Here is a 13,397-nt window from a genome sequence, read left to right as displayed (position 1 = left end):
CCCTGATCCTGCCGTATTCGGCGCCGGCGGGTGGGGCGAGCTAGGTTCGGCGGCGGGCGGGGCGCAGGAGGCGCACCCGCCCGGCGAACTGAATCGCTACGGCGCCGCCGACCCGCCCCCAGGACAGCAGCCGGCGTGGCCGGGGCGGGCGCCCCGGCTCCGGGTCGTGGTACCCGGCCTGCCAGCAGGCCAGCTCGTCCGCCCCCAACGGCGGCAGCTCGCCGGCGCCGTGTAGGTAGTGGGCCAGCTCCCAACCGTCGCGCAGGGCACCGGTGGGCGGTCGCCCGGCAGCCCACTGCTGGAACACCTCCAGCCACCGTGGATGCAGGCCGGTGGCGAGCAGTGGCCAGCACCGGGCCACCTCGCCGGCCCGCTTACGCAGCAGGGCGGTCCGCGTGGCGGCCAGCGCTTCCGGAGCGAAACCTGGTGGCGGCGGGGCGCCGGCCACCAGAGCGGCGACGAGGGCGGCCTGCCGGGCGGCCAGCGTGGTCTCCGTCGGGCCGGTGGGCTGCGTCGCCGGTACGTTCGCCGGGCTGGTGGGGTTCATGTGATCACCGGCAGACCACCGACGGCGGCGAGCGCGTCCAACTCGGCGCGGAGGGCAGCGGCCGGGGGGTAGTTTCCGTCCCGCTCCAGCAGCAGGGCCGGCGGTCTGTGACGAGCGCACAGCTCACCCACCAGGTCGAGTACCGGCCGGGACACTGGGCTGGTGTGGGTGTCGTGGTAGTAACCGTCCTGTTCGGCCCCGCCGGCCACGTGCGCGTACGCGACCCGTTCCAGCGGCAGCCGGTCCAGCAGGTCGAGCGGGTCGGCGCCGCGGTTGCGGGCGTTGGCGTAGACGTTGGCGATGTCGAGCAGCAGGTGGGCGCCGGTGCGGTCCAGGATCTCGGTGAGGAACGCCGCCTCGTCCAGTTCGTCGTCGGGCCAGTCGAAGAGCGCGGCGATCGGCTCCAGCGCGATCGGCACCGGCAGTTCGGCCTGGGCGCGGGCGACGTTGGCGCAGACCGCCGTCACCGCCTCCCTGCTGCGCGGTAGGGGCAGCAGGTGACCAGCCTCCAACCCGCCGGCCCGGACGAAGGCGATGTGCTCGCTCACCAGCGCCGCGTCGGTCAGCTCAGCCACCGCGACCAGGTGAGCTACCCGGGCCGAATCGACCGGTTCGGCGCTGCCGAGGGAGAGCCGCACCCCGTGCGGCACGACGGCCACGCCGCGTTCCCGCAGCGCGGTGAGCTCAGCCGGCAGCGGACCGGCGGCCGGCACCGATTCGGCGATCACCTCGACGAAAGGTAGCCCGGGGAGTCCGGCGACGAAGCCAGCGATCTCGGGCCGCCATCCGATGCCCACTCCGACCGGACCGGTCATCCGCCGCATCCACCGCCACCGCCACAGCCGCCGCCACCGCCATCACCGCTACCTGCTCCGGCGGTCCCGCCCCCGCCGGCTGCCGTCCCACCAGCCAGAAACTGTTGCTGGATCTGCGCCTGCTCGGCGAAGCCGGGATCCATGGCCCACAGGGCGGCCGTGCCGAAGAGGGCGACGCCCATCGCCGCCCCGGCGGCGCCATAGGTGGCATAGGCCGGATTGTGGTGGGGTGCCAGGTGCGTGTGCCGGTGGCGTAGCCGGCGTAGAACTCGGTCGGCGGTGCGGGTGCGCCATGGACGCCGGAAGAGCAGAACTATCACGGCCAGCAGCGCGACCTGGGTCAGGATCAGCCAGCCGATGGGACGTTCGTTCGCCAGACCGGCCCCGAGCCGCAGCATGCCGACTGCGAACAGGCCGGTGGGTAGCAGTGCCGTGTCGCGCAGGGCAGCCCGCTGCTCGGCGGAGAGCGCCAAGCCGTGTCGCGCCAGGTCGGCGCGGAGCTGGTGGACGGCGTGTCGCACCCCTCGGTCTCGGCTGAGTTCCTGGGCGCGTAGGCCCCGGCTGGCGGCGAGGTGGATGGCCTGGTCCAACGAAGTGCTGCCGATGGACAGCGAGTCGCTGGCGGTCAACCGTCGGTCCGGGCCCACGTGGATCGCACCAGCGCTGCGGAGCCCCGCGAGAGCTGTCCAGACCGCCAGCTGCGTACCACCGTGGAGGTAGGCGACCTGCTGGGGGCCGAGCAGGTTCGCGTCGTACGCCGAACCGTTCAGGACCTCGTTTCGACGTCGGAGTGCGATGGCGACGAGAACGGCGGCGGTCACCAGGTACAGCCCGAGGAAGACCGGGCCGGGAATGCCCCAGGTGTTGCTGGGGGCGGCGAGGAGGACCATCGGACACTCCTGTCGTGGGGGATGAAGCCCATTGTGGGTCACCGTTGCCAACCGAGGGGAGGGCCGCCAAAGCCGGTCTGGGCGGGGATGGTCAACGCCGGCGGACGGCCTCCTCGACCAGGTTCAGTACCGGCCCGAGGTCGTCGGCGGGGCGGCCCATCGCCAGGTGTAGGACCAGACCGTCGTACGCCAGCTTCAGGAACTGGGCGAGCACATCGAGCGGGACGTCGTCGCGTAGGACGCCCGCCTCGCGCTGGCGGAGTAGGCGGTCCCGGGTGGCTTCGGCGATCGCCGCGGACCGTTCGGTCCACCGCCGGGCGAACGCGGGATCGGTGCGGAGCCGGCGCGATACCTCCAGTTGGCTGCCCAGCCAGCCCGTCGTGTCGGGGGAGGCGGCCCGGGCCAGCAGATCGCGCATGACCTGCACCAGGCCATTGCGGGCGACAGTTTCGACCATCGCCGCCGCATCGTCCTCGGCCACGGCGAGGAAGAGGGAGTCCTTGTCGCGGAAGTGGTGGAAGATCGCTCCGCGGGACAGCCCGGTCGCCTCCTCCAGGCGGCGCACGGTGGCGCCCTCGTACCCGTGGCGGGCGAAGCAGACCCGGGCGGCGGTGAGGATCTCCTGCCGGCGCGCGTCGAGTTGGTCCTGACTTACTCTGGGCACGGGTCGATCGTGTCAAACCACTCGGCGTCCTGCAAACCGTACGTACGGCTTGCGGTGTGGCCGGTCGGCTCGGTCCGCGCGGCGGAGGAGACCGATCGGCTGGCTCGTGTGCCGGCAACCCCGAGTCCGCCTCCGGCGGCCAAACCTCCTACCAGCGCTTAATCCGTTTGCCACGAATTTCTGGACATTTGGCTGCTTGGTGCTGTCGAGCGGACACCTCCGTCCCTGTAGGGTGCCGGAGTGCCGCTGCTCCTTCTTGACCTGGATAACACCCTGCTCGATCGAGAGAATGTGTTCCGATCCTGGGGCGAGCGCTTCCTGGTCAAGATCGGTGCGCCGCCAGGTGACCTCCATTGGCTGCTCTCCGTCGACGCGGACGGGTTGACCGATCGATGGGATATGGCCGATGCGATCCGTAACCGCTACTCGCTGGCGGTCCGCTCGGTCGACCTGGTGGAGGAGCTGCACGAGGGGGCGCTCGCCGAGACCCGACTTGATCCACTGGTGGCGTGCGCGCTGCGGATCGTCGGCGATGCCGGGTGGATGCCGGTGGTGGTCTGCAACGGGGCGGTACGGCAGCAGGAGGAGAAGATCCGGCGGACCGGGCTGGACCGCTACCTGGCCGACTGGGTGATCTCCGAGGCGGCCGGGGTCAGCAAACCGAACCCGCGAATCTTCGCACTGGCCGCGCAGCGGGTCCGGATGCCGCTGCGCGGGGCCTGGGTGGTCGGTGACGGCCCGGAGGCGGATATCGGCGGTGCCGCGGCCGTGGGGCTGCCCAGCGTCTGGCTGCACCGGGGACGCACCTGGACCGACGGACGGTTCGCCCCCACCTTCACGGTCGATGGTCTGATCGCCGCCCTCGCCGCGGTGCTCGCGGCGTAATACCGGTTGCCGTGCCGTGATCCGACGGCGAGCATGGGACCGCACGGCGCACCCGGGCGAGTGGCCCGGTCGAGGAGAGGAGGTCGGTCATGGCCGTCTACACAGGTCACTTTTCGCTGTCTCCATTGACCTCGACCGAGGGAACTCACCGCAGTGCGCGATCACGACTCTCCGGTGCCGGAACGCCGGACCCGCGGCAGACGCCGCTTCGACGATGACGAACCACGCTTCATTAAGCGCGGGTGGAGAGCCGGGCCGCAGCCCGCTGACTCCGACCCGCTGCCGGACGCCCAGCCCTGGTCGTCCTGGGACGACGCGATCCGGGGCCCCCAGCCGTACCCCGCCTGGCTGGTAACGGAGCTGGCCGCCAAGGACACCGAACTGGGCGTACTCAAGACCGGCAAGGAGGCAGACGTCCACCTCGTCCGCCGCGCCGTGCCCGACACCGATCGGTCCTGCCTGCTCGCGGCGAAGCGATACCGAGCTGCCGACCATCGGCTCTTCCACCGGGACGCGGGATATCTGGAGGGGCGGCGCGTGCGACGCTCCCGGGAGATGCGGGCGATGACCCGGCGAAGCGCGTTCGGCCGGCAGATGATCGCGGGGCAGTGGGCGGCGGCGGAGTTCGCCGTGCTCGGCCGCCTCTGGGAGATCGGTGCCCGGTACGGCACGATCGCCGTGCCCTACCCGGTCCAGCTCCGCGGCACCGAGCTGATGCTGGAGTTTCTTGGTGACGGCGACGAGGGGCGGGCCGCCCCGCGGCTGGCGCAGCTGCGGCCGGCGGAGGCCGACCTGCGTGACCTGTGGGGACAACTCGTCGAGGCGCTGGTGGTACTCGCTCGGGCTGGCCACGCCCACGGTGACCTGTCGCCCTACAACCTGCTGGTGCACGAGGGGCGGCTGGTGCTTATCGACCTGCCGCAGGTCGTGGATCTGGTCACCAATCCGCAGGGGCCGGAGTACCTGGCCCGAGACGTCCGGGTCGTCGCCACCTGGTTCGTCGCCCGTGGCCTGCCGGCGGAGCAGGCAGAACCGCTCGCCCTCACCGAACACCTGCTCCGGGAGGCGGGCCTGCGTTGACGCACTCCTCCAGCCGGGGCCTACTGGAGGTAGCGCGCCACCTCCGGTGCCGGACGTACGCCCTGGGCGTCCGGGTCCCCGTGGGTGGAGCGGGCGGCCCGCCGCCGGCGCAGCAGGTCCCAGCACTGGTCCAGCGACGCCGACAGATCCCGGAGCCGGTCGCGGCTCTCGTCGTCGGTGCCCTCCTCATCGGCCTGGGCCGCGGCGCGGAGCTGGTGTTCCTCGTCAACCAGCGCGGAGATGCGGTTCAGGATGGTCTTGTCGTCCATGACCACGAGCCTGGCACAGCATGGCGAGATCACATCCGGGATCGGGCTGCTGGCTCGGGGCAACGCCCCGTCAGCCGCTTCGGGTAGGTAACCCGGCCCGACCCGCCAGGTGGAAACGGGACGGGGCCCCCACCGGCGTGGGGGCCCCGTCCGTTACCGCTTCAGCCGATCATCCGGCGCAGCACGTACTGCAGGATGCCGCCGTGCCGGAAGTAGTCCGCCTCTCCTGGCGTGTCGATGCGGACCACCGCGTCGAACTCGACCCCGGTGTCGGTGGTCACCTGGACGGTCCGCGGGGTGTCGCCCTCGTTGAGGGCGGTGACTCCGGTGACGGCGAAGGACTCGGTGCCGCACAGGCCCAGCGACTCGGCGGTCTCGCCGGCCGGGAACTGCAGCGGCAGGACGCCCATGCCGATCAGGTTGGAGCGGTGGATCCGCTCGTACGACTCGGCGATGACCGCCTTGACGCCCAGCAGCATCGTGCCCTTGGCGGCCCAGTCCCGGGACGAGCCCGAACCGTACTCCTTGCCGGCCAGGACGATCAGCGGGATCCCCGCCTCCTGGTAGGCCACCGCGGCGTCGTAGATGGTGCTCTGCGCGCCGGTCAGGTGGTTGACCGTGAAGCCGCCCTCCGGCAGCGCGGCCCCGGCAGCGGAGTCGGCACCGGGCACCCGAAGCTGGTTACGCAGCCGGATGTTGGCGAAGGTGCCCCGAATCATCACCTCGTGGTTGCCCCGGCGGGAGCCGTACGAGTTGAACTCGTGTCGCGGCACGCCGTGCTCGGCGAGGTACCGACCCGCGGGAGAGTCGGCCTTGATCGCACCGGCGGGCGAGATGTGGTCGGTGGTTACCGAGTCGCCGAGCTTGGCCAGGACCCGCGCCGCCCCGATGTCGCGGACCGGCGCCGGCTCGCGCTGCATGCCCTCGAAGTACGGGGGCTTGCGGACGTAGGTCGACTCGCCCTCCCAGGAGAAGGTGTCGCCGGTCGGCGTCGGCAGCGACTGCCACCGCTCGTCACCGGCGAAGACGTCCGCGTACGCCGAGCTGAAGCCGCCGGCGCCGATCGCGGCGGCGATGATCTCCTGGATCTCGGTGCTGCTCGGCCAGATGTCGCGCAGGAACACCGGGGTCCCCTGGGCGTCCTCGCCGATCGGCTCGTTGGCCAGGTCGATGTCCATCGTGCCGGCGAGCGCGTACGCGACCACCAGCGGCGGGGACGCCAGGTAGTTCATCTTGACGTCCGGGTTGATCCGGCCCTCGAAGTTGCGGTTGCCGGAGAGCACCGACACGACCGAGAGGTCCTTCTCGTTCACCGCCGCGGAGATCTCCTCCGGCAGCGGGCCGGAGTTGCCGATGCAGGTGGTGCAGCCGTAACCGACCAGGTGGAAGCCGAGCTTCTCCAGGTACGGGGTGAGGCCGGCCCGCTCGTAGTAGTCCATGACGACCTTCGAGCCCGGGGCGAGGGTGGTCTTCACCCACGGCTTGCGGGCCAGGCCCCGCTCCACGGCGTTGCGAGCCAGCAGCGCGGCGCCGATCATCACCTGCGGGTTGGAGGTGTTGGTGCAGGAGGTGATGGCAGCGATCACCACCGCACCGTGGTCCAGCTCGAACTCGGTGCCGTCGGCGCCGGTGACCCGGATCGGGTCGGTGGCCCGGCCGCCGGAGCCCACCGCCGCGGTGACCAGGTCACGCGGGGCGTCAGCGGGGTCGGTGACCTCGTTGGCGGGAGCATCACTGGCCGGGAAGGACTCGGCGCTGGCCTCGTCGGCGGGGCCGCTGATGCCCTGCTCCGGCTCGCCGCCGGCCACGTCCACGGCGACGTAGTCGGTGAGGGCGGCCCGGAACAAGGTCTTGGCGTTGCCCAGCGGCACCCGGTCCTGGGGCCGCTTCGGGCCGGCGAGCGACGGCTCGATGCTGCCCAGGTCCAGCTCCAGCCGCTCCGAGTAGTTCGGCTCCGCGGCCGGGTCGTGCCAGAGGCCCTGTTCCTTCGCGTACGCCTCGACGAGCGCGACCTGCTGCGGGTCGCGCCCGGTCAGCTCCAGGTAGCGCACGGTTTCGGCGTCGATCGGGAAGATCGCGACGGTGGAGCCGTACTCCGGCGACATGTTGCCGATGGTGGCCCGGTTGGCCAGTGGCACCGCGCTGACGCCGGGGCCGTAGAACTCGACGAACTTGCCGACCACACCGTGCTTGCGCAGCATCTCGGTGATGGTCAGGACCAGGTCGGTAGCGGTGGTGCCGGCCGGCATCTCCCCGGAGAGCTTGAATCCGACGACCCGCGGGATGAGCATGCTGACCGGCTGGCCGAGCATCGCCGCCTCGGCCTCGATGCCGCCGACGCCCCAGCCGAGGACGCCGAGGCCGTTGACCATCGTGGTGTGCGAGTCGGTGCCGACCACCGTGTCCGGGTAGGCCTGGCCGTTGCGCTCCATCACCGTGCGGGCGAGGTATTCGATGTTGACCTGGTGCACGATGCCGGTGCCCGGGGGGACGACCTTGAACTCGTTGAAGGCGCTCTGACCCCAGCGCAGGAACTGGTAGCGCTCCTTGTTGCGCTCGTATTCCAGCTCCACGTTGCGTTGGAAGGCGTCCTCGCGGCCGAACAGATCGGCGATGACGGAGTGGTCGATGACCAACTCGGCCGGGGCGAGTGGGTTGACCCGGGTCGGGTCGCCGCCCAGGTCCCGCACGGCCTCGCGCATGGTGGCCAGGTCAACCACGCAGGGTACGCCGGTGAAGTCCTGCATCAGCACCCGCGCCGGGGTGAACTGGATCTCCACGCTCGGGTCGGCGGCCGGCTCCCAGGCGCCGAGCTGTCGGATGTGGTCGGCGGTGATGTTCGCGCCGTCTTCGGTCCGGAGCAGGTTCTCCAGGAGAATTTTCAGGCTGTAGGGGAGTCGGTCGTGCCCCTCCACCTTGTTGATCTGGAAAATCTCGTAGCTCGCGTCGCCGACGCGTAGCTGGGTCTTTGCACCGAAGGTGTCGAGGCTCGCCACGTCGTACTCCTTCACACCAGTGGCCGTGAGCAGTCCTGAGCAGTCTGTCGCACCGACGGGTGCGGTGCGGTGCTTAGGGGGCCCTTACCTGCATTAGCTGCGGGTACAAACCGTACGTCCGTCTTGCTATTCATGCAACCCGGGCCCGGGTGCGGGTGCGGGGCGAGGCCAGCGGGTGCGCCGCCCGTGCCGGGTGGGTGCGGCGGTGGTGGGGCGTAGCCGGTTCGGGTTGATGCTCGGTCGACGGTCGAGTTGGTTCTTGAATCCAGCTCGAAAATCCTGATTTGACCACTATCTTGAATAAATGGCAACAATTCTCTTCGCGGTGCTCCTCGTCGCCGGCTGGCTCATCGTGCGGGGCAGTGGGCGTGGGACCGTCCTCGCCGCGTGGACGGTTTCGCTCTGCGCCATCCTGCTGCTCTTCAACTATCACGTGGGCGCGAAGCTGCCATTGAACTTTTGATTGAGGGTGTTATGACCGGTCGTCTGGGATTCTGGCTCGCGCACCTCTTCGTACTCGCCTACTGCGGAGTGCTGCTCGGCGGGTTCGTGGTGCAGTTCGGGACCGGCGATCTCCCGTGCCCGCTCTGCATCCTGCAACGGATGGCGATGATGTTGGTGGCCTTCGGGCCGCTCTACATCATCGCGCGGACCCGCCGTGGCGATGTGCGGCTCGCCGACTACGCCATGGGGTACGGGATGAGTATCGTCGCCGCCGTCGTCGGTGCCGCCATCGCGGTCCGTCAGATCCTGCTGCACATCGTGCCGCCCGACCCCGGCTACGGGTCGCCCGTTTTTGGGCTACACCTGTATACCTGGGCATTTATTACGTTCTGCGTGGTGTTGCTGTTCTGTGGGGTGAGTCTGATCTTCGCCCGCGCGCTGGTACCGCGGGGCGTGCGGTTCGGTTGGCCGTCAAAGGTGGTCTGCGGGCTGTTTCTGGTGATCGTGGCGGCGAACCTGGTGGTGGTGTTCCTCCAGGCGGGCTTCCACTGGTTCCTGCCGCCCGACCCCGACCGTTACGAGATCTTCCATGGTCTGGCGTTGCGTGGCGCGGGGGCGATATCAGGCGGCGCTACGGGGTGAGGGCGGCGCCCGGTTCACCCTTGTGCACGTTGCCTGCAGGATTTCGACCATTCTTGCAAGGGATTGCAGAAAGTTTCGACGGCGGCTAGCGTGCGGCTCATCAGCGACCAGAGGAAGGCCGTCGATGAAGCCCCCGCCGATCCCGCGCAAGGCGCTGCTCACTCTCGCCTCGCTGGCGACCCTCACCCTCGCCGGCACCAACACCCTCGTTCACCTCGAACCGCCCGGCGATGCCGATACGCCGGCAGTGGCCGGTGCCGAGCCGTGGGCCGCCGACCACCTCGCCACCACACTGCTCGCCGCCGGTAGACACCAACAACCGGAAGCCGGGGCCACCACCGGCCTCGACCTCACCGCGCAGAAGGCGCACTGGATCGACCGCGGCACCCTCGCCTGGCCGACCGAAATCCCGGACAGTACGACGTATGCCCTGGCGACCGCCGCGGCCGGCGGGGTGACCCTGGTTGACGGCGAACTCGCCGGGACATACCGGACGATCCCGCTGCAGGCCCGGCGGCACGGGCTGACCGCGGAACAGCGCGAGCGGTTCCCGCACCTGGGGGCGTACCAGGCCCTCACCGTGAACCGAAAGTACCTGGCCGGGGTGCCGGCGGCGCTGCGCGGACAACTCGTGGTGACCGAGCGGGACGCCGCGGGCATCCTCCGCGCCGCCACCGGCGTCCAGATCCCCGGTGTGCTCGACGATGTCTACACCTCGGCGACCCGGGCGCGACTCGGCCCCACCTTCGCCGGTGCGGCGCCGACGCTCGCGGTCTGGGCCCCCACCGCCCGTACGGTGGCACTGCAGTTGTTCGACACACCGACGTCGCGACCGCGGCAAGTCCCCATGGGACGGGACGACCGCACCGGCGTGTGGTCGGTGCGGGGAACCCCCTCCTGGACCGGGAAGTACTACCGCTACCAGGTCGAGGTGTGGCAGCCGGCCGAGCAGCAGATGGTCACCGCGGCGGTGACCGACCCGTACTCGCTGGCGCTCGCCCCCGACTCCACCCACAGCCAGATCGTCGATCTCGCCGATCCTCGGCTCGCGCCACCGGGCTGGACGCACCTGCGTAAGCCGGCGGCGGTACCGGCGACCCAGGCGCAGATCTCCGAGCTGTCGGTACGGGACTTCTCGATCGTGGACAGCACGGTGCGGGCCGAGCGACGCGGCACGTTCCGTGCCTTCACCGACCCGGCCACCGCCGGGATGCGACACCTGAAGGCGCTCGGCGACGCCGGGACGACCCACCTACACCTGCTCCCGGCATTCGACTTCGCCACGATCCCCGAACGCCGCGCCGACCAGCAGCAACCCCCCTGCGACCTGGCGGCGCTCCCGCCGGACTCGGACAAACAGCAGCGATGCGTCGCCGCGGTCGCCGACACCGACGGATACAACTGGGGGTACGACCCGCTGCACTACACCGTGCCAGAGGGCGGCTACGCCGTTGACCCGGCCGGGGCGGCGCGGACCACCGGGTTCCGGCGGATGGTCGCCGGGGTGAACGGCGCGGGGCTGCGGGTGGTGCTCGACGTCGTCTACAACCACACCTCGGCGGCGGGCACCGACCCGAACTCGGTGCTGGACCAGGTGGTTCCCGGCTACTACCACCGGCTGCTGGCAGATGGCTCGGTCGCCACCTCAACCTGCTGCGCCAACACCGCCCCCGAGCACGCCATGATGGGCAAGCTCGTGGTCGACTCAGTGGTTACCTGGGCGAAGGAGTACAAGGTAGATGGCTTCCGGTTCGACCTGATGGGGCATCATCCGAAGGCGAACATGCTGGCCGTCCGCGCCGCCCTCGACGAGCTGACCCTCGCCCGCGACGGAGTGAACGGCCGGGGCATCCTGCTCTACGGCGAGGGCTGGAACTTCGGCGAGGTAGCCGATGACGCGCGGTTCGTTCAGGCGACCCAGGCCAACCTGGCCGGCACCGGGATCGGCGCCTTCAACGACCGACTCCGGGACGCGGTGCGCGGAGGCGGCCCCTTCGACGCCAACCCGCGTCGACAGGGCTTCGCCTCCGGGCTGTACACCGACCCCAACCACGACCCGGTGAACGGGCCAGCGGCGCAGCAACGCGCCCACCTGCTGCACCAGCACGACCTGATCAAAGTTGGGCTCACCGGCAACCTGCGTGACTACCGATTCACCAACACCGCCGGTGAGCAGGTCACCGGGGCGCAGGTGGACTACAATGGGTCGCCAGCCGGCTACACGGCCGCACCGGGGGAATCGGTCACCTACGTGGACGCGCACGACAACGAGATCCTTTACGACGCGTTGGCCTACAAGCTGCCGGAAGACACCACGGCGGTAGACCGAGCCCGGATGCAGGTACTCGCGCTCGGCACCGCTCTGCTGGGGCAGGGCACCGGCTTCGTCACCGCCGGCAGCGAGCGGTTGCGGTCGAAGTCGCTGGACCGCAACTCGTACAACTCTGGGGACTGGTTTAACCAGATCCGATGGGACTGCGCCCAGGGCAACGGGTTTGGCATCGGACTCCCGTCCGAGCAGGACAACAAGGACAAGTGGCCGTACGCTCGCCCCCTGCTTGCCGACCCGGGGTTGGTGCCGGACTGCGCGACGATCGACCTGGCCGGGACCCGGTACACCGAGTTGCTTCGGATCCGCTCATCGTCGCCGGTGTTCGGGTTGCGGACGGCAGAGCAGGTGCAGCAACGGGTGGCGTTCCCGTGGTCGGGCCCCGCAGAGCAGCCGGGTGTGCTGACGATGACGCTGGACAGCCGTGGGCTAGGTGGTCCGTGGAAGTCGGTGACGGTGGTCTTCAACGCCACCCCTCAGGCGGCTACCCAACAGCTCACCGACCTGCGCGGAGCGGACATAGCGCTGCACCCGGTGCTGCGTACCTCCGCTGATGAAGTCCTGCGAACGTCCTCGTTCACGTCCGACAGTGGCACGTTCACGGTTCCGGCCCGCAGCGTGGCGGTCTTCGTGCAGCGGTGACCCGACGCACAAATTGGTCCGGTCCCCTCCGCTGACGCGGAGGGGACCGGACTGACTAGCTGGTCGATCAGCCGAAGCAGTTCTCGATGTGCTCGGGGCTGCCCTGGCAGTTGGTCGGGTCATTGCCCTTGATCGCGGACTTGTTGTCGACCGTGACCTTCCCCAGTGCGCTGAATACACCACCCGGCTTGAAGGTCGAGCGGTTCTCCGTCACCTTGGAAGCAGTCAGATCGACGTCGCCCAGGACGTTGAAGATCCCGCCGCCGGAGAAGCCGGCGAGGTTTTCGGAGATTGAGCTGTCCCGGAAGGTGACCGCGCTGAGGAGGTTGAACACACCGCCTCCGAAGACGCCGGCCTTGTTGTCCATGATGTTGCTCTTGTCGACGTTGGCAATCACGCCAAGCGCCAGCGCGAGGCCACCACCGTCACCGACGGTGCCGTTGTTGGCGACCTGCGCCTCCTGCAGGTAGAGGTTGCCTCGCTCGGCCGCGGCGATTCCGCCCCCGGCGAGCAGCGCCAGGTTCCGGGAAACCATCGTCTGCTTGACGGTCATGTCGCCGCCGAGGTCGAACAGACCGCCGCCGAAGCCAAGGGCATCGTTACCGGTGACCTCGGCCTTCTCGACCGAGACCATCCCGGCCTTGATGTCCTTGCGGTCCAGGAACGCTGCGCCGTTGGCGATACCACCACCGCCGATGACAGCGCCGTTTTCCATCACCCGGGACGAGGAGACCCGCAGGACGCCGCCGTTGAAGATGCCGCCGCCGTAGTGGAAGGCGTCATTCTTGATCAGTGTCGTGTGGTAGAGGCTGGTCTTGCCGAAGTTGGCGATCCCACCTCCGACGCCACCGGCGAGGTTGTGCTCCAGGTAGGACTTCTCAAAATCAGCGGTGCCGCCTGCCTGCACCAGGACGCCAGCGCCGTCCGTGGTGTTGCGGTGCGGAAAGTGCTTGTGCTCCGCGCCTTCGGCGGCCGGTGCCATCTCGGCAGGAGCCGTCCACCCGGCGGCTGGTGCGCCGACGGTGGCGTCCCCACTGACGGCGCCGCTCTGGTTCCAGCTGGCGGCGCCGTTTTCGTTGGTGGCGTCGTCGCTGGTGGTGGTGGCCTCGTCGGTGGCGACGGTGTCGTCGGTGGCGACGGTGTCGTCGGTGGCGACGGTGTCGTCGGTGGCGACGGTGTCGTCGGTGGCGACGG

Annotated in this window: 11 protein-coding genes and 1 pseudogene; 5 read left to right on the top strand and 7 right to left on the bottom strand. The window is 69.8% G+C overall.

The window, feature by feature from the left end; translation table 11 throughout:
• Positions 1-40 precede the first annotated feature (40 nt).
• From T398_RS21400 to T398_RS21385, 4 genes are all read right to left on the bottom strand, one after another.
• Positions 41-547, bottom strand: a complete 507-nt coding sequence (locus T398_RS21400; RefSeq protein WP_496449435.1) for an SCO6045 C-terminal-like domain-containing protein — start codon at positions 545-547, stop codon at positions 41-43.
• Positions 544-1,362: an MbnB/TglH/ChrH family RiPP precursor modification enzyme gene (locus T398_RS21395; RefSeq protein ID WP_026185818.1), complete on the bottom strand. Its 819-nt coding sequence runs from the start codon at positions 1,360-1,362 to the stop codon at positions 544-546. The genes T398_RS21400 and T398_RS21395 overlap by 4 nt, the downstream gene beginning before the upstream one ends.
• Positions 1,359-2,252 carry a TIGR04222 domain-containing membrane protein gene (locus T398_RS21390; RefSeq protein WP_496449434.1) on the bottom strand — a complete coding sequence of 298 codons (894 nt, stop codon included), beginning with the start codon at positions 2,250-2,252 and terminating at the stop codon, positions 1,359-1,361. Before T398_RS21390 ends, T398_RS21395 begins: the two co-directional genes overlap by 4 nt.
• Before the next feature lie 91 nt (positions 2,253-2,343).
• On the bottom strand, positions 2,344-2,916 hold the full coding sequence (locus T398_RS21385; RefSeq protein ID WP_496449432.1) for a TetR/AcrR family transcriptional regulator: 573 nt from the start codon (positions 2,914-2,916) through the stop codon (positions 2,344-2,346).
• A gap of 240 nt (positions 2,917-3,156) precedes the next feature.
• Here T398_RS21385 and T398_RS21380 point away from each other — a divergent pair, with 240 nt between their 5' ends.
• Both T398_RS21380 and T398_RS21375 read left to right on the top strand, forming a co-directional pair.
• Entirely contained in the window at positions 3,157-3,801 is a 645-nt protein-coding gene (locus T398_RS21380; RefSeq protein WP_496449430.1) for an HAD family hydrolase, read from the top strand.
• A gap of 153 nt (positions 3,802-3,954) precedes the next feature.
• Complete coding sequence (locus T398_RS21375) at positions 3,955-4,881, top strand: serine protein kinase RIO (protein WP_018823287.1); 927 nt, start codon at positions 3,955-3,957, stop codon at positions 4,879-4,881.
• A 20-nt stretch (positions 4,882-4,901) separates the two neighbouring features.
• Here the strand turns inward: T398_RS21375 and T398_RS21370 are convergent, their stop codons facing one another.
• Both T398_RS21370 and T398_RS21365 read right to left on the bottom strand, forming a co-directional pair.
• On the bottom strand, positions 4,902-5,150 hold the full coding sequence (locus tag T398_RS21370) for a DUF2630 family protein (protein ID WP_496449428.1): 249 nt from the start codon (positions 5,148-5,150) through the stop codon (positions 4,902-4,904).
• 161 nt (positions 5,151-5,311) lie between these two features.
• Positions 5,312-8,161 carry an aconitate hydratase gene (locus tag T398_RS21365; RefSeq protein WP_496449426.1) on the bottom strand — a complete coding sequence of 950 codons (2,850 nt, stop codon included), beginning with the start codon at positions 8,159-8,161 and terminating at the stop codon, positions 5,312-5,314.
• A 289-nt stretch (positions 8,162-8,450) separates the two neighbouring features.
• On the opposite strand from T398_RS21365, the gene T398_RS21360 reads away from it, so the two are divergent.
• The 3 genes from T398_RS21360 to pulA all read left to right on the top strand — a co-directional run bounded on the left by T398_RS21360 (position 8,451) and on the right by pulA (position 12,203).
• Positions 8,451-8,609 carry a DUF5993 family protein gene (locus tag T398_RS21360; RefSeq protein WP_018744276.1) on the top strand — a complete coding sequence of 53 codons (159 nt, stop codon included), beginning with the start codon at positions 8,451-8,453 and terminating at the stop codon, positions 8,607-8,609.
• A gap of 11 nt (positions 8,610-8,620) precedes the next feature.
• The gene (locus tag T398_RS21355; protein ID WP_496449423.1) at positions 8,621-9,232 is read left to right on the top strand and encodes a disulfide bond formation protein B; all 612 of its coding nucleotides are present in this window, start codon (positions 8,621-8,623) and stop codon (positions 9,230-9,232) included.
• Positions 9,233-9,356: 124 nt separating this feature from the next.
• The gene (pulA, locus tag T398_RS21350; protein WP_496449422.1) at positions 9,357-12,203 is read left to right on the top strand and encodes a pullulanase-type alpha-1,6-glucosidase; all 2,847 of its coding nucleotides are present in this window, start codon (positions 9,357-9,359) and stop codon (positions 12,201-12,203) included.
• A gap of 67 nt (positions 12,204-12,270) precedes the next feature.
• Here the strand turns inward: pulA and T398_RS21345 are convergent.
• Positions 12,271-13,397: pseudogene (locus T398_RS21345) on the bottom strand (hypothetical protein); the annotation flags it as partial.

It is taken from the genome of Salinispora goodfellowii (assembly GCF_059570675.1).
Note: the sequence above shows the minus strand (reverse complement) of the source record. Positions and strands in the feature narration are given on the sequence as shown.